Source organism: Streptomyces sp. NPDC059355, from assembly GCF_042752335.1.
Classification (GTDB): Bacteria; Actinomycetota; Actinomycetes; order Streptomycetales; family Streptomycetaceae; genus Streptomyces.
The window spans coordinates 78724-94725 of the sequence record NZ_JBHYXN010000027.1; the positions used below are offsets into that span (position 1 = coordinate 78724).

Sequence of the window (16002 nt, forward strand, 5' to 3'; positions counted from 1 at the left end):
TTCAAGCGGTCCGAGAATATTGAAACGCACCTGGCTTTCCACCGAATTAGCCATGGCCTCCTTGCCCATCCCCCTCAATGCCCCCTGTTGAAGAGCCTTCAACAGGATCCTAAGAGCTTACGGGGGGAAGCGGTAGCGAAGAGGGAACGAAGCGGGAACGGCACCTCGGACAGTTGCGTCCTGACTCGGACTCAGGAGCAGCGATGAAGACTTTCGGCCTCGGCGCCAGCCGGCGGACCGTGCGGCGCGCGGCGAACCATTCCGGCACCCGGCCTGCCGCCGCGCACAGCGCCTACCAAGCACCTGTAGCCATACCTCCGGCACAGGACCCCCACTCACCACCCGCCATACCGCCGACCACGACGGCGGACCACAGAGCGCAGATCGTCGAAGCGATGATCTCGGAGCTCGCACCCCAACTGTTCATGTCGCTGCGCCGCAGCGACCAGCGCGCCCGGGGCGAGCAGTACCTGCGCGGACTGCTCTACGCCGAAGGGCGCAAATCCATCCGCAACATGGCCGGAGTCGTCGGCGGAGCGGGCACCGAGCAATCGCTGCACCACTTCATCAGCGAATCCACCTGGAACTGGGCCCCGATGCGCGCCGCGCTCGCCCGGTACGCGGAGCAGACGGTCCAGCCCAAGGCCTGGGTCGTCCAGTCCATGCCGATCCAGAAGGCCGGCGAGCAGTCGGCCGGCATAGACCGCCGGTTCGTCCCTGAACTGGGGCACTCCGTACACGGCCAGCACTCCTTCGGCCTGTGGATGGCCGCGGAGGCGATGAGCGCCCCGGTCAACTGGCGCCTGTACCTCTCCCCGTCCTGGCTGCAGGACGAGGAGAAGCGCCGCCGGGCCGACATCCCGGACTGGGTCGACGAGGAGTCTCCGGGCGAATGCGCCACGGCTTCCGCCCTCGAAGTCCTCGCCTGGGGCGGGGTGGAGCGCCGCCCGGTGGTGCTGCCCTCCCGTGACTTCGTCAGCAGTGCCGTGCTGAGCCGCTTCCACTCCGCGGGAGTTCCCGTCATGGCCCGGATGCGGGCCATGGACCAGCTGCGGGTCGCCGACACGGCGATGCCCGGGTACGGTGCCGGCCCCATACCGGTGTCCGACATGCTCCAGCACGTACGCGGACTGCGCCGGCCCGTCGAATGGCTGGACCCCTCCTCGGGGACGCCCGTCGTCCGAAGCACCCTGGTCGCGGGCATACGCGTCGAGCTGCCGCAGCCGCGCCGCTCGCCCGCCGGTCCGCAGCAGTGGCTCCTGATGGGTGAGTGGACCAACCGCAACGGCCCGCCGAGCGAGTTGTGGCTCACGGATCTCACCACCACCTCGCTCGACGGGCTGATGCGACTGGCCAAGCTCAGCCGGCGGACGGCGTTCGACAGCGCCACCACCGGCGAGCGGGCCGGGCTGCGCGATTTCGCCGGCCGCTCCTTCAAGGGCTGGCACCGCCACCTCACGCTCGCCTCGGCCGCCCACAGCGTCTCGATCGGCGCCGACCACGCCGCTGGCCGCAATCGGGCCGAGGCTTCCTCCGGCAGTCCGTCGGCGAACCGGCCGCCGCGGCAGCTGGGCTGAGGCGTGTCGTCCGAGGATGACGGTAAGCCGCGCAGAGAGGGATGTTCGGGGCCCGCTCCCATGCTCCCTCGGCCCGCGTCACGCGGCGGCTCCCGCGGTCTGCGGCGCCTTCCCGGCGACCGGGGCCGGCTGCGGGATCCGCATCGCGACCAGGCCGGCGGTGGTGAAGTAGACGGCCCAGCCCAGCCAGGCCCAGCCGCCCAAGCCGACGGAGGTGGTGATGAGGGGGGGGTCCGACCACGGTGGTGACGGCGAACCCGAGGTTGAAGGCGGCGAGGTAGCCGGTCTTGCGGCCCTCGGGGATGTGCAGCAGGGCGGCGCCGGTGGTGCCGGACACGATGTACAGCTCCCCGAGGGAGAAGAGCAGGGCGGCTGCGACCACCAGAGCCAGGTTCGTGCCCGTCCCGCCGAGCGTCGTCAGCGGTACGATCCCCGCTGCCAGAGCCGACAGCAGCCCGCCGCGCCGCATCATCCTGCGTGCGGTGCGGAAGTCCTCGGACCCCTTGCTGATCCGGACCTGGAGCAGGACGACGACGGCGGTGTTGAGGACCTGGACCAGGGTCACGGTCCAGGCGGGGGCCTGCGTCTGCTGGACCACCCACAGCGGGACGCCGAGTCCCAGGATGAGCGCCGACATGGTCAGGGCCCCGTAGAGGGCGGTGATGCGCAGGAAGGCCCGGTCGCGCAGGACGCTGCCGCGTGAGGGCCCGCCCTGCGCCGCCCCGGCCGGGCCTGCGCCGTCACCGAAGGTCCGGCAGACGGCGGCGCAGCCGATGAACAGGACGGCGGAGAGCACCATCACCGCCCGGTAGGCCCAGGCCTCGTCGATCGCGATGGCCGCCCCGGAGGGCAGCGCTCCCGCCGCCATTCCGGCGTTGCGCAGCGACCGGAGCCGGGCGAGCGCCCCGACCGCCTCCTCGTTGCTCGCCCGGGCGATCAGGCCCGACTCGATCAGCGGGCTGATGCCCCGGCTCAGCACCCCGGCGACCGCCGAGGCGAGCAGGGCGGCGATGAAGGAGGAGGACGCGGCCAGCGCCAGGAAGGCGGCGGCGCGGACCAGGAAAAGGACGGTCAGCACGGTACGGGTGCCGAAGCGCTCGGCGGCCCGCGCGATGGGCATGGCGCCCAGCAGGGAGGTGATGCCGGCGATGCCGAGGACCAGCCCGATCTCGGTGTTGGGCAGGTCCACGGCCTTGTGGAAGAAGAGGACGGACAGGGACAGGTACATCCCGAGTCCGACGGCGTCGGAGAGTCCAGTGGCGTAGATGCGTTTCTTCATCGGAGCGATCCCCACGTCATGAGTAGGCGGGATTGCGGAGTCGGGCGGGGGTGGGCGTCTGCGTCCACGGCTACGTGGCCCGGGCCAGGACGGGCTCGGGCCGCGCGGCGGCCTCGGCGAGTTCGATGCCGAGGGCCCGCTCGACGCGGTCGGCGAGCTCCAGGGCCGCGGCGGGCGAGGGCGCGCCGAGCATGAACGTCGCCAGGTGCAGGGTCCGGTCCCGGCTCGCCGACTGGCCCGGACCGAACCGCGGCCGTACGTAGACCAGTTCGGGGAAGGCCTCCATCAGCTCCGGTACCGGGGTCTGCGCGGTCACCAGCCATTCCCCCGCCGGGATGGGCACCATCCTCATCAGCGCCGTCCGCCCGAACTCCGGCACGGCGTCCGGCGCGAGGCCCAGTGCGCTGCGGCCGATCTGCTCGGCGTAGTCGTATCCGGCGCCGACCTCGAACATGACCGGCATCGGGCCGCCCGCCCGGGCGTTGACCTCGATGACGCGCGGCCCCATCGGGGTCAGCGCGATCTCCGTGTGCACGGCCCCGGTGGTCAGCCCAATGGCCCGGATCGCTTGGTCCGCGCAGTCGACGGCGGCCGCCTGGACGGCGGGGTCGAGCCTCGACGGCATCGACGCACCCTCCTCGGCGTAGCCGTGGCGCAGCTCGATGCGGTCGGAGACGGCAAGGTGGTGCCGCTCCCCGGCCGCGAGCAGCGATTCGACGCTGCAGTACGCGGCCCAGCCGCTGTCTCCGTCCGCCTCCAGTTCGAGGCGCTCCTCCAGCAGGAAGACGTCCTCGCTCTGCAGGAAGGCCGAGACGGTGGCCCGGCCGTCGCGGTAGGCCGCCAGGAGCTCCTCGTACGTGCGGACCAGCCGCACGCTCTGGCTGCCGGCGCCGAGCGAGGGTTTGAAGACGGCCGGCAGGCCGATGTCCCGGGCCGCCCCCGCCAGGTCCCCCTCAGCGCGGATCTGCGCGAACCGAGGTGAGGGCACCCCGTGTTCGGCGAAGACCTGCCGCTGCCGGGACTTGGACTGGGCGATGCCCACCGCCTCGGGGGCGTTGCCCGGCAGACCGAGGCGTTCGGCGAGCTCCGCCTGCGGGCGCAGCAGCAGCTCCGAGTAGGTGACGACCCCCGACAGCGGGTACCGCTCGTGGAGGGCGAGGCCCACGGCCACCGCGTCGTCGAGGTCGGCCGCGGTCAGGAACTCTCCCCGCAGGCCGCGGGCGGCCCAGTCGGCGCGGACCGGTTCGGGATCGCCCCAGGCCGCGATGTGGACGACGGACACCGCGGGGCCGATGCGGGAGAGGGAGTCGAGCGCCGCGGCGGGCGGGTGGCCGCCGATGCCCGAGATCAGCAGCACGTGCGGCTGGTCCTCGGGGCCGGCGGACGGGCGGGCGGAGCGGGGGGTCATGGCGCGTCCTTTCAGGTGACGGGCTTCGCTTCGCTGGATTCGGGATCGGATCCGGGGGGGGGCGGGGATCGGGAAGGGGCGGAGGTCCGGGGCCGGAGTTCGCGGGCCGACGTCGTCAGTGGCTGACGAGGGGGGCCGGCACACGGCGGGCGGAGCGGAACGAGAGCAGCTCGCCCACCATCCGGTCCATCCGTATGTGCAGCTCCTCCAGCGGGGTCCCCGGCGTGAAGTCCCCGCGTGCGGAGGCCACATGGGTGGGCACGGCCCAGCCGCCGAGCGCCCGGACCACCGCCCGCATCTGGTCGCAGGCGGTGCCCGCGCCCCGCGGCCCGCCGCCCGCGGCGATCAGCCCCGCGGGCCGGTGGGCCAGTGCGTCGCCGGTGAGGTGGTCCAGGGCGTTCTTGAGCAGCCCGCTGTAGGAGCCGTGGTAGACGGGCGTGGCGAGGACGACGCCGCTCGACCCGGCGATGCGGGCGCGGATCGCCGCCGTCTGGCTCCGCGGAGGCGGGTCGTCGTAGTCCTCGATCCGGTGCCGGCCGGGGAACTCCAGGCTCAGGTCGAGGAGTTCGTACGCCGCCCCGGCCGCCCTGATCCGCTGGGCGGCCACCTCCAGGACCCGGCGCGAGACCGAGTCCGCGGAGGCGCTGCCGAGGATGCCGAGTATCACCGCCCGGCCCCCGCGGACCCCGGCCCGGGCTCCAGTCCGATCACCAGGCGCACGTCGTGCTCGGCGCTCTCGACCAGCCGCCGTACCTCCTCGTGCGAGTCGTGGACGAAGACGTGCGTGCTCGCGCCCGTCCCCGAGAACGGCTGCGGGGGGACCACGTCGCCGATCCGGTACGGCACGTTCCGGTAGTAGGCGTCCTGCGCCACCGCCGAGTCGTCGAAGTCCAGCAGCATCCCGCCGACCGTGAAGTGCACGGTCCAGCCCGCGTACGCGCCCACCGGCGCGACCCGGCCGACCCTCGGGTCCAGCCCCACGTCGGTGAGGATCTTGGCGTGGAAGAGGTCGACGCCGGTGGTGGCGAGGAAGGCCTCGCGGATGCCGGCGCCGCCCGGGCGTCCTGCCACCTCGCAGAAGGTGAAGGACCCGGACTCGTCCAGGAAGGCCTCCAGGTGCAGCACCCCGGCGGTCACCCGCCAGGCGTCGACGACCTGGCCCAGCAGCTCGCGGGCCGCCGCGCGCACCGCGGGGTCGGCGACCGTGATCGAGGACAGCGGCTCCACCCGGGAGACGGCCAGGGTGTCGCTCACGTACCGGGAGACGTCCCAGATCACCTCGCCCTCGTAGACGACGGCGTCGATGTGGCACATGTCGCCCGCCACGAACCCCTCGCACAGGTGGCTGCCGGGGGTGAACTCCTCGCGCACCCACCGCTCGACCTGCCGGGCGTGGGTGAGCACCGACACCCCGTACGAGCCCGAACCGTCCCGCGGCTTGACCACGACCCGGCCGTGCCGGGCGAACAGGTCGGTGACGTCCTCCGGGGTGTGGATCAGGTGCCCCTCGGCGGTACGGATGCCCGCCCGCCGGGCGATGCGCTTCATCACCGCCTTGTCCACGAACTTGCGCGCGGTGGCCGGGTCGCTGCCCGGCGCGCCCAGCCTGGCGCGCAGCTCCGCGGCCGGCTCCAGCAGCCGCTCGGAGACGGTGGCGATCCGGTCCACCGGGTACAGCGCGTGCACCGCGCCCGCGAGGGCCCGTACCCCGTCCGGATCGAACACGTCGGTCCGGGCCGCGAAGTCCGCGGCGCTGCCGGTGGTGTTGCCCGCCGCCGAGCTCAGCACGCTGACCCGGAAGCGGTCCGGGTCCAGCAGCGGCGAGCCGTCGTCGCGGGTCCACACCCGGGGGCCGATCCGGTCCAGCAGCAGGACGTGCGTACGGTCGGCCGGCTCGGTCTTCCACAGCAGTGAGCGCTCGATCCGGGCCACCGCCTGCTCGGCACGGACCGCGTCCGGCGCGGCCACGGTGTACTCCAGGCGCACGACCGGCCCGCTGTGGACGCCCGCGCGATCGAGCGGGGTCCGTACGGACGCCAGCTCGGGCCAGTCGTACAGCTCCTCGGCGTCGGTCGCGGCGACCACGCGGAAGCGGCCCGGTCCGGACAGGACGTGGCGCTGAACGGCCACCCGCCCGGCGTCGGGCAGGGCGGCGCGCACCGGCCGGCCCAGGGCGCTCTCGGCGACGGCCGTCACCAGGCTGCGCCGGTGGGCGGCGTCGTAGAGGTCGAGGACCTGCCGGTCGAATCCGGGCAGGACCAGCGGACGCGTGTTGCGGGCCCCGAACACGATGCGGGCGGGTCCCTCGATCCCGGCGTCGCGCACGGCCTCCCCGGTACGCGCCGCCAGCCGCGCGGGCACCGGGCCCGCGACCAGGCGCCGCTCGGTGCTGCCGTCCTCGGCGGCCTGGTCGCCGCTCTCGTCGATCGCGGCGAGCACGTCCACCCGCCCTCCGGCGGCCACGACGGCCAGCACGGTGTGCACGGGGTCGCTGACGAAGGCGAGCTCCTCCAGCAGCCCGTCGAGCTCACCGAGCTCCTCGCTCCCGGCCGCACCGGGGCGGGCGGCTCCGGATGCCAGCGCGCGCAGTTCCCGCGCCTCGCGTTCGTACGCCCCCGACCAGGACAGGACCGCGGCCACCGGCCGGCGCTCGTGCGCCGCCAGGAACCGCGTGCGCACCGCGTCGAAGGTGAGCTCGTCACGCCGCAGTACGGTCAGCCGCGCGGTCACCGCGCCGGCCGCGGCCACGATCCGCTCGACCGGATCACCCGCGTCCAGCAGCAGCACCACGTGCTCACCGCCCGCGGCACCGGGCTCCGGCCGCTCGTGCCCGCCCTCCGGCCGCGCGGCGGTGACCGCCTCGATGCGCAGCGACTCCCGCACCTGGGCCGCGGCTTCCGCGGCGATCCGGCCGGCCGTCGCCGCATCGGCGCCGCGCACCATCAGGTACCCGAACCGGTCGTGGTTGGTGCCCAGCGCCGGCACCCGGTCGCCGGGCCCGACGGTCACCTCGCAGTCGACCACCCCGGCCGGCAGTTCCCGCGGCCCGGGAACCGTGCCGCGCACGATCCCCTCGACCGGGCTCCACAGGGCGCGCAGGGCCACGGTGGTCACCGGCGGGGCCGCGTCCTCGACCGGGGCCCCGGTGGCGAGCGCGACCAGGTCCCGGGCGACCGACCGGTCCAGGGCCAGCGACATCTGGCGGGTCACCACGTGCCCGGCGATCCGGCCGTTGACCTCGATCAGCTCCGGGCCGGTCGCCGTGAGGAACAGCTCCACGTGGAGCGCGCTCGCCCGGACGCCCAGCGCCTCGACCGTGTCCAGGACGAACCGCCGTGCGGCGCCCATGCCCGGGAAGCGGGCCGGGAAGTGCCCGCCCAGCTCGGCCGTGGTGCCGGGCGCCGACGGGACGCGCTCGGCGAAGCCGTAGAAGACCACGCGCCCGTCCTGGACGAGCAGTTCGGCGCTGACGTGGCGTCCGACGGCGTACTCCTCGACGAGCGCGGCGGGCCGCTCGCCACCGTCCCCGGCGCCGTCCCCGTCCGCGTCCTCTCTCGCACTCCCGTCCTGCGCGACCCCCAGCACCTCGGCCAGCCCGGCGACGGCCTGCTCCCGGGTCCACGCCACGGTGACCCCGACCGAGTACCGGCCGGACGTCGGCTTGATGACGCACGGCAGCCCGATCTCGTCGACCGCCGCCAGCCCTTCCTCCCCGGTGACCGCCCGGCGCCAGCGCAGGCTGCCGATCCCGGCCTTCCCGAGCCGCTCCCGTACGGCCGACTTGTCGCCGAGCAGCCGCGCCGCCTCCGGTGACTCGTGGGGCAGGCCCAGATCCCGGGCGAACAGCGCCGCGCCGTGCAGGAGGTTCTCGTCACGGCAGATCACGCCGTCGACCGGGTTGGGGCCGAGCCGTCCCCGCAGCCGGGCGGCCAGGTCGCGGCCGCCGGCCAGGTCCGGCACCTCCACCACCCGCGCCGCGCGTTCGAGCAGCTCGAACCCGGCATTGGCGCGGTAGGCGTCCAGGCGCTCGGTGACGAAGGTGACCTCGATCCCGTCGTCGGCCATGTCGGCCACGACGTCAAAGCCTCTGACGTATGCCGTCTCCAACAGAACAACATGCATGAGCTCAGCCCCTTGAGTCCTCTTCTCATCGAAGCATCAAGGGGCGAGGACTAGAGGGCAAGCGGCAGCCGAATAATCCCGCTCACTCCATCACCTCTTCCCGTTTCATTCCCGCCCGGTTCCCGTTTCCATCCCGACCCGGCCCCGACCACACCCACCCTGACCTGCAACAACATGTCAAACAAAAGAATTCGAATCCATCATGTCGGATGACTTCCCACATTGCCGGACAATGCTTCGCAGCCTTTCCGGGCGGCCATTAGCGTGCATACAGGAAACTGGACACCCACCTCGTAAATCGGCCTTTCCCGGACACCGAAGCAAAGGACAGAGACAGCGTGCGCACCATCTCCATCCCGAAATCGGGGACCGGACATTCGGCCCCGATCACCCACGTGGCCTTCAGCCCGGACGGTTCCCGCCTCGCGACCTCGTCCTACGACGGAACCGTGATCGTCTGGAGCACCGCCGACCCGGCCCGCCCCACCGAGACCGCGACGCTGCGCCACCGCCGCCTCGTCAACTCCTCGGCCTGGAACCCCGCCGACCCGACCCTTCTCGCGACGGCCTCCGCCGACAAGACGGTCGGCATCTGGCGCGTCCCCGCGGAGGGTCCGGCCACGCTGGTCAACGTCCTGGCCCGGCACACCGACGACATCAACTCGGTCGCCTGGCTGCCCGACGGCGAGCGCCTGATCTGCGTCTCCGAGGACGGCCGCGCCACCCTGTGGTCCGTACTCGACGGCACCTTCCTCACCGAGGTCGGCTCGCACGAGGCGCACTGCATGATGGTCTCCGTCAGCGTCGAGGGCCTGGCCGCCACGGTCGGCGAGGACGGCCTGGTCTCCGTCAGCGACCCCGGCTCCGGCGCCGGCCCGGCACGCAAGCGCCACTACGACTCCTCCATCGAGGGCTGCGCCTGGTCCCGGGCCGGCGACCTCCTCGCCGTGGCCCGCGACGACGGCCGCGTCGACCTGCTGACCCGCGAGCTGGAACACGTACTGACCGTCGAGGTGTCCACTTCCGCCGCCCGCGCCGTCGACTGGGCCGAGGACGACTCCGCGTTCGTCGTCGGCGCCTACGACGGCTCCCTGCACTGGTTCGACCGGTCCGGCGAGCGCCGGCACACCGTCGCCGACCTCCGCGTGTGGCCGCGCTCCGTCGCCGCCGCCCAGGGCCTGGTCGCCGCGGGCTCCTTCCGCAACGCCCCGCACCTGTACGACATGGCCACCGCCGCCGAGCTGTCCGGCCCCGAGCGCGCCACCCACGGCCCCAACGCCCTGGCCGCGCGCGGCGACGAACTGCTCATCGGCGGGGACTCCGGCACCGTGTTCGCCGTCCGCATCGAGAACGGCGCCCAGCGGCGGGCCACCCCGATCGAGCTCACCGACGGCCCGATCCTGTCCCTCGCCACCGACGGCGACACGATCTACGCGGGCACCTACTCCGGCCACGTCATCCGCCACGACGGCACCCGCACCTCCAGCGAGCGCCTCGGCGCCCCGATCCCCTCCCTCACCCTCGACGGGGGCCGGCTGATCGCGGGCACCTACAACGGCGAGTTCCTCGTCCTGGACCCGGCCACGCTCCGGCTCGAAGAGCGCGTCGAGGCACACGGCGGATCGGTGAAGTCCCTGGCCCCCATCCCGGACGGCGGCTTCCTGTCCGCCGCCACCGACCGCACCATCGAGGCGGGCGCCGTGCACGGGCGCACCAAGCTGTGGGAGCACGGCAACCTCGTCAACGCCGTCGCCGGCCTCCACGGCCCCGGCGGCTCCGTCGTCGCCAGCGCCTCCCGCGACCACACCGTCAAGGTCGGCCGGATCACCCGTACCGCGGACAGCGGCTGGGGCGCCGGCGCCCCGCAGACGCTGCTCGGCTCCGACGAGTCGGTCAAGTGCGTCTCGCTGCTGGGCGACCCCGCCAAGCCCACCGTCCTGGCCGGCTCCTACGACTTCAACCTCTACTGCTGGCAGGTCGACTGGGCCGACTCGGCGGGCACCCTCGCCTCCGGCCGCGTCCTCGCCGGCTTCGCCCAGGGCCTGTCCTGCATGTTCCAGCTCGCCGACGGACGCGTCGCCGTGGCCGGGTGGGACGGCCGGATCGTCTTCGTCGCCGTCGACGAGTACGGCGCCCACATCCAGCACACCCTGCACATCGACGACATCGCGCAGAGCGCCGACCGGAAGCGGGTGGCCGCATGACGACCTCGGCCGAGACACCGGAAGCCGTCGCGGAAGCCGCCCACACCGCGGTCCCCGGAACGGTCCCGGCGGCGGTCCGGGCCCGCGTGCCCGTCACGCTCTCACGCGTCCGCGACCGCAGCGCCGACCTCATCACCTTCCACCACCTGCCCGACCCCGGCGAGCACTTCGCGGTCCTCGTCCCCGCCGCCCCCGGCGACACCGCGCCGCCGCTGGTACGCCTGCACAGCGAATGCCTGACCGGCGACGTCCTCGGCTCGGCCCGCTGCGACTGCGGCCCCCAGCTCGACGAGGCCCTCCAGCGCATCGCCGACCAGGGCGGAGCCGTGCTCTACCTGCGCCAGGAAGGCCGCGGCATCGGGCTCTACAACAAGCTCGACACCTACGTCCTCCAGGCGCAGGACCACGACACCTTCGCCGCGAACCGCATGATCGGCCGAGGCGACGACGAACGCGACTACGCGGCGGCCGCCGCGATGCTCCTCGCCCTCGGCCTGACCAGGATCCGCCTGCTCACGAACAACCCCGACAAAGTCCGGGACCTGCGCGCCCACGGCATCGAGATCACCGAAGTGATCCCCACCGGCGTGTACGTCACCGCGGAGAACTCCCGCTACCTGTCCGCCAAGGCCGAACTCGCCGGCCACACCATCGCCCTGCTCCAGGAGGCCGCGGCATGACGCTCTCACTCGAAGACCTGGCCGACTCCCCGCACTTCAAGGAGAACGCCGGCCTCGCCGACCCCGGCAGGCTGCACCCCGCCCGACTGCCCGGCACCACCCCCGAGGAGCTCGCCGCCGCCGTCGAGGACCCGGACCTGCCGACCGCCGAACGCCTCGCCGCCGGCCAGGTCCTCGGCCTGCTCGGCGATCCCCGCATCCCCTCCCCCACCACCGGGGCGGGCCCCGGCACCCGCCACGTGCCCGGCGGCCGCATCCGCATCGGCCTCCCCGGGAACGAGGCCGGATACGTCACCAACGCCTGGGCGCACGTCGGCGTGGAGGAGTCCTGGATCCTCAAGGAGTGCCCCGAGCACACCGTGGAGATCGCCGACTTCTGGATCGCCACGTACCCCGTGACCAACGGGGAGTACCGCGCCTTCCTGGCCGACACCGGCCTGGAGGAGCGCCCCACCACCTGGTACCTGGGCGCCTACCCGTGGGACCGCTCCAACCACCCGGTGGCCGGGATCCGCCCCGAGCACGCCGACGCCTACGCCGCATGGCTCACCGAGCGCACCGGACACGCCTGGCGGCTGCCCACCGAAGCCGAGTGGGAGCACGCCGCCAAGGGACCCGAGGGCCTGCCCTACCCCTGGCCCGGCGGCTTCGACCCGGAGGCGGCCAACACCCGCGAGTCCGGCGTGCACACCACCACGCCCGTCGGCGCGTTCCCGGCCGGCCGCTCCCCGTACGGCGTCCACGACATGGGCGGCAACGTCGAGGAGTTCACCGCCGACGAGTACGCCCCCTACCCGGACGGCCCCTACGTCGCCGACCACCTGGTACAGACGATGGGCAGCTACCGGATCGCCCGCGGCGGCTCCTTCTCCCGCTTCGGCGACCTGACCCGCACCCGGCGCCGCCACGGCGCCTTCCCCGGGCCCCTGTACCCCGTCGGGTTCCGCCTCGCCACCGGCGAGCGGCCCTCATGACGACCGCCGTCCGCCCCGGGCCGGAGCCCGCGCTCGCGGGGCCGCAACCCGGCGTCCCCGAACCCGCCGACCCCGGCTTCTCCGACATCCGCCGCGCCCTGGCCGGCCGGGCCCCCGCCCTGGCCGACCTCACCCGGGCCTTCGCACCGCTGGAGGCCGAGGCCCACCGGCTGCTGCCGCGGCTCGCCGCGCTGCGCCCGGGCATCGGGGCCACCCCGCTCGTCGCCGTGCCCAGCCGGGCGGGACGGGGCACCGTCTGGCTCAAGACGGAGGCCGCCAACACCTCCGGGTCCGTCAAGTCCCGCACCGCGTACGCCCTGTTGTGCGCGGCCGTGGCCGCGGCGGGCACCCCCCGGGTACGGCTCGCCGAGTACTCGGGCGGCAGCCTCGCCGTGGCCCTGGCCGAACTGTGCGCACAACTGGGCCTGGACCTGCACCTGGTGGCCCCGTACGGGGTCCCCGAACGACTGCTGGACCAGCTCCGCCGGCACGGCGCACAGGTCACGACGGCCCGCGAGGGCACCGGCTTCCTCGGCGCGATGGACGAGGCGGTCCGCGTGGCCGAACGCGAGGACCGGCACCTGCTGCTCCAGCACTGCGCGGCCGCGGGCGCCGCCCTGCACCGCGAACACACCGGCGCGGAGATCATCGGCCAGCTCTCCGGCTACGGAGTCGAACCGGCCGCCGTGGCCGCGGCCGTCGGTACCGGCGGCAGCCTCGCCGGCACCGCCATGGCCCTGCGCAGCGCCTGGCCCGACTGCCGCCCCCTGGCGGTCTTCCCCGCCGAGGCCGTCTACGGCGACGAACGCGCCCCCACCGGAGCCCGCCGGATGAACGGCACGGGCGGGCTGGGCCACGGCCTGCGCCAGCCCCTGCTCGCCGCGTTCCCGCAGGACTTCTTCAGTTTCACCGCCGTCGCCTATCCGCAAGCCCTCCAGGCCATGCGCCACCTGCGCGGGGAACACGGCATCGCCGTCTCCGCCAGCGGCGCGGGCGCCTGGCTCGGCGCCTCTGCGGAAGTCGACCAAGGCCCGCGAGGGCGCAACGCAGTCGCGGTCGTCGCAAGCCGCGGAACAATCGAGGAGTGGGAGCATGCCGCAGGAACATGAGACATCCGCAGTCCTGACCGTCCCCGGCCACAGCGCCGCGGACGCGGAGCACGCGGAACGGAACTACTGCGGCTACCGCGAGGTCGTCCGCAACTCGTTCAAGCAGTGGTACAAGAACAACCGCGACTCCTGGTCGGGGACGACCACCAACGACCGCGTCACGCACTTCGCGATCGCGGCCGCCCCCACCGACGAACACCAGCCGGGCTCCGGCCCGGCCCGGGTCCTGGACATCGGCTGCGGCCGCGGCCTGCAGACGGCCTCCCTCGCCGAATGGCTGGAGGCCGAGGTCACCGGCCTCGACCTGCTCGACGTATGGGACACCCCCGAGGTCTCGCAGGGCTCGATCCGCTTCCACCAGGGCGACTTCCTCGCCTTCCGGGCCGAAGGCCTCGACCTGCTCGTCGACAACGGCTGCCTGCACCACCAGCGCCGCGAGGACTGGGCCCCCTGGGTGGAGCACGGCCGCAAGATGCTGCGCCCCGGCGGGGTCTGGGTCGTCAGCGTGTTCCTCAGCCCCGACGGGGAGATCACCCCGCACCCCCTCGCGGACGGGCGGCTGAACTGGTGGCTCACCGAGCGGCTCGTCACCGAGCTCTACGAGGCGAACGGCTTCCGCTTCACCGGCAGCCTGGAGATCGACCGCCACTTCGAGTACGAGGGCCACCAGCTCAAGTACCTGACCCTGTCCTTCGTCGCGGTCTGAGCGGCGCGGGAGGAGAGAGAGGAGGGACCCGCGATGCTCAAGGAGATCGCACTCGACGCCAGCAACGACGACCGGCACATCCGCAGCGCCCTGCGCGACGGATTCTTCCTGGTGCGCAACACGGTGCCGGAAACCCTGCTGGACGAGGCCTACGCCATGCTCAGCGCGTTCTTCGAGCTGCCCGCCGAGGTCAAGGCGGACTGCCGGGTGCCCGGCTCCAACGGGCAGTCCGGGTACCTCCCACCCCTGGTCGAGCAGGGCGAGAAGGGCCGCACCCCCGACTGGAAGGAGCAGTTCCACTGGGGTGCCCCGCTGCCCGACGCCCACCCGCTGCGCGAGCGCTACCCCGCGCGCTACCCGCAGCCGTACTTCCCCGACGAGCTGGTCCCCGGGATCGGCGCCGCTCTGGGCGAACTCCACCTGCGCACGGCCCGGTTCCAGCTCGACGTGGTCCGCCGGCTGGCCGGGGCGCTCGGCGCGGCCCCCGGCTACTTCGAGGAGATGCTGGAGGACGGCCCCGTCGTCAACCGGGCCACCTGGTACCCGCCGATGGAGCAGGCCCCGTCCGCGGACCACGTCTGGATGGTCGAGCACCAGGACTTCGACCTGATCACCGCGCTGCCCCGGGCCACCGCCGGCGGCCTCGAAGTCCTCATCGACGGGGAGTGGACCCCGGTCGAGGCACCCGACGGGTACACCGTGCTCAACGTCGGCATGGTCCTGGAACGGCTCACCGGCGGCCTGGCCCGGGCCGCCGTGCACCGGGTCGTCGCCGCCCCCGGGCAGAGCGGCGGCCGGCTCTCCATCGTCCAGTTCTGCCACCCCACCCCGTGGACGGTGCTCTCCACGCTCCGCGGCTGCTCGGCCGACGGCGAGCCCGACCGGTACCCGGCCCTGACCGCGCAGGACCTGTTCCAGCGCACCATGTACCGGATCAACCGGCTCGACTCCCAGCACTCCCAGCACACCCGGCACACCCGACCCTCGCGGCACACCAGGCACTCCCAGCACGCTGCGGCGGCCCGGCCGTGATCGGCGCCGGGCGCGGAACCCCGCAGCGGATCGCCCTCCTGCGGCAGATCCGCGAAGACCTCGACACCGTCGTCGCCCGCGACCCCTCCCGCCCGCGCCGCCGCGACGCCCTGCTCCACGCGCCCTGGCACGGGCTGGCCCTCCACCGGATCGCGCACCGCCTCCACCTGCGCGACCACCGCTTCAGCGCCGGACTGCTCACCCTCGCGGGCCGGCTGCTCTCCGGCATGGAGATCCACGCCGGTGCGCGGATCGGCCGGCGGGCCTTCATCGACCACGGCTTCGGCGTGGTCATCGGCGAAACGGCCCGCGTCGGAGACGACGTGACGCTCTACCACGGGGTGACCCTCGGATCGCGCGGCTGGTCCCGGGCGGGCGAGCCGGGCCTGCGCCGCCACCCCGTCATCGGCGACGACGTCCTCATCGGCGTCGGCGCCTCCGTGCTCGGCCCGGTCACCATCGCCTCCGGCAACCGGATCCGGGCCCACTCGCTGATCCTCCGGGACCTCCCCGCCCCCGGCAGGGCGATCCGCATCGACCCCGTCCGAGCAGCCGCCCACCCCACAAGGAGCACCTCATGACGCCGGCCACCCTCCGTGAGCGCACCCTCGAACTCGCCAAGGACCTCGACACGGGCGACTGGGCCCCCACCGACCTCGAACGCAGCATCGCCAACCGGCTGCTGACCGCCGCACATCCGGTCGGCTGCATCACCGAGCACGCCGTGCGGGACGCCGTGTGGGAGGGCTCCGAACCGCTGGCCCGGGTGAACGACGGCCGGCTCTCGCTCCTGCTCGCCGAGATCACGTACAGCCTCACCGGAAACGGGCGCGACGCCGCCGGCCTCGCCTCGGCCCAGGCCCTCCTCGCGTCGGTGAACCGCCGCGGCTAGAGCAGTGGTCGAAGCCGGG

12 protein-coding genes and 1 pseudogene are annotated in these 16002 nt (G+C 73.6%); 9 read left to right on the forward strand and 4 right to left on the reverse strand.

What is annotated here, in order from left to right; genetic code table 11:
* Positions 1-395: 395 nt before the first annotated feature.
* Entirely contained in the window at positions 396-1577 is a 1182-nt protein-coding gene (locus ACFXGI_RS24675; protein ID WP_384710473.1) for an IS701 family transposase, read from the forward strand.
* 241 nt (positions 1578-1818) lie between these two features.
* Here ACFXGI_RS24675 and ACFXGI_RS24680 read toward each other — a convergent pair.
* The 4 genes and pseudogenes from ACFXGI_RS24680 to ACFXGI_RS24695 all read right to left on the reverse strand — a co-directional run.
* Positions 1819-2856: pseudogene (locus ACFXGI_RS24680) on the reverse strand (MFS transporter); the annotation flags it as partial.
* Between the two features lie 70 nt (positions 2857-2926).
* Positions 2927-4264: an acetyl-CoA carboxylase biotin carboxylase subunit family protein gene (locus tag ACFXGI_RS24685; protein ID WP_384710476.1), complete on the reverse strand. Its 1338-nt coding sequence runs from the start codon at positions 4262-4264 to the stop codon at positions 2927-2929.
* A gap of 115 nt (positions 4265-4379) precedes the next feature.
* Complete coding sequence (locus ACFXGI_RS24690) at positions 4380-4931, reverse strand: NADPH-dependent FMN reductase (protein ID WP_384710479.1); 552 nt, start codon at positions 4929-4931, stop codon at positions 4380-4382.
* Complete coding sequence (locus tag ACFXGI_RS24695) at positions 4928-8386, reverse strand: ATP-grasp domain-containing protein (protein ID WP_384710482.1); 3459 nt, start codon at positions 8384-8386, stop codon at positions 4928-4930. Before ACFXGI_RS24695 ends, ACFXGI_RS24690 begins: the two co-directional genes overlap by 4 nt.
* A gap of 338 nt (positions 8387-8724) precedes the next feature.
* On the opposite strand from ACFXGI_RS24695, the gene ACFXGI_RS24700 reads away from it, so the two are divergent.
* From ACFXGI_RS24700 to ACFXGI_RS24735, 8 genes are read left to right on the forward strand one after another with little or no spacing between them, the layout of a single operon-like run.
* A complete protein-coding gene (locus ACFXGI_RS24700) occupies positions 8725-10590 on the forward strand; it encodes a WD40 repeat domain-containing protein (RefSeq protein WP_384710485.1) in 1866 nt (621 codons plus the stop codon).
* Entirely contained in the window at positions 10587-11270 is a 684-nt protein-coding gene (gene ribA / locus ACFXGI_RS24705) for a GTP cyclohydrolase II RibA (RefSeq protein WP_384710488.1), read from the forward strand. The genes ACFXGI_RS24700 and ribA overlap by 4 nt, the downstream gene beginning before the upstream one ends.
* Positions 11267-12244 carry a formylglycine-generating enzyme family protein gene (locus ACFXGI_RS24710; protein ID WP_384710491.1) on the forward strand — a complete coding sequence of 326 codons (978 nt, stop codon included), beginning with the start codon at positions 11267-11269 and terminating at the stop codon, positions 12242-12244. The genes ribA and ACFXGI_RS24710 overlap by 4 nt, the downstream gene beginning before the upstream one ends.
* Positions 12241-13353: a pyridoxal-phosphate dependent enzyme gene (locus ACFXGI_RS24715; RefSeq protein WP_384710494.1), complete on the forward strand. Its 1113-nt coding sequence runs from the start codon at positions 12241-12243 to the stop codon at positions 13351-13353. Before ACFXGI_RS24710 ends, ACFXGI_RS24715 begins: the two co-directional genes overlap by 4 nt.
* Positions 13337-14059, forward strand: a complete 723-nt coding sequence (locus ACFXGI_RS24720) for a class I SAM-dependent methyltransferase (protein ID WP_384710497.1) — start codon at positions 13337-13339, stop codon at positions 14057-14059. Before ACFXGI_RS24715 ends, ACFXGI_RS24720 begins: the two co-directional genes overlap by 17 nt.
* 33 nt (positions 14060-14092) lie before the next feature.
* Positions 14093-15091: an isopenicillin N synthase family dioxygenase gene (locus tag ACFXGI_RS24725; protein WP_384710500.1), complete on the forward strand. Its 999-nt coding sequence runs from the start codon at positions 14093-14095 to the stop codon at positions 15089-15091.
* Positions 15088-15672: a serine O-acetyltransferase gene (locus ACFXGI_RS24730; RefSeq protein ID WP_384710503.1), complete on the forward strand. Its 585-nt coding sequence runs from the start codon at positions 15088-15090 to the stop codon at positions 15670-15672. The genes ACFXGI_RS24725 and ACFXGI_RS24730 overlap by 4 nt, the downstream gene beginning before the upstream one ends.
* On the forward strand, positions 15669-15983 hold the full coding sequence (locus ACFXGI_RS24735; protein WP_351778950.1) for a hypothetical protein: 315 nt from the start codon (positions 15669-15671) through the stop codon (positions 15981-15983). Before ACFXGI_RS24730 ends, ACFXGI_RS24735 begins: the two co-directional genes overlap by 4 nt.
* The last annotated feature ends 19 nt before the right edge of the window (positions 15984-16002 follow it).

Excerpts from the sequence above, each read along its gene's own strand:
- ACFXGI_RS24685 (WP_384710476.1), bottom strand. The coding sequence starts at position 4,264 with ATGACCCCCCGCTCCGCCCGCCCGTCCGCCGGCCCCGAGGACCAGCCG.
- ACFXGI_RS24710 (WP_384710491.1), top strand. The coding sequence starts at position 11,267 with ATGACGCTCTCACTCGAAGACCTGGCCGACTCCCCGCACTTCAAGGAG.
- ACFXGI_RS24725 (WP_384710500.1), top strand. The coding sequence starts at position 14,093 with ATGCTCAAGGAGATCGCACTCGACGCCAGCAACGACGACCGGCACATC.
- ACFXGI_RS24720 (WP_384710497.1), top strand. The coding sequence starts at position 13,337 with ATGCCGCAGGAACATGAGACATCCGCAGTCCTGACCGTCCCCGGCCAC.
- ACFXGI_RS24695 (WP_384710482.1), bottom strand. The coding sequence starts at position 8,386 with ATGCATGTTGTTCTGTTGGAGACGGCATACGTCAGAGGCTTTGACGTC.
- ACFXGI_RS24735 (WP_351778950.1), top strand. The coding sequence starts at position 15,669 with ATGACGCCGGCCACCCTCCGTGAGCGCACCCTCGAACTCGCCAAGGAC.
- ACFXGI_RS24715 (WP_384710494.1), top strand. The coding sequence starts at position 12,241 with ATGACGACCGCCGTCCGCCCCGGGCCGGAGCCCGCGCTCGCGGGGCCG.
- ACFXGI_RS24675 (WP_384710473.1), top strand. The coding sequence starts at position 396 with ATGATCTCGGAGCTCGCACCCCAACTGTTCATGTCGCTGCGCCGCAGC.
- ribA (WP_384710488.1), top strand. The coding sequence starts at position 10,587 with ATGACGACCTCGGCCGAGACACCGGAAGCCGTCGCGGAAGCCGCCCAC.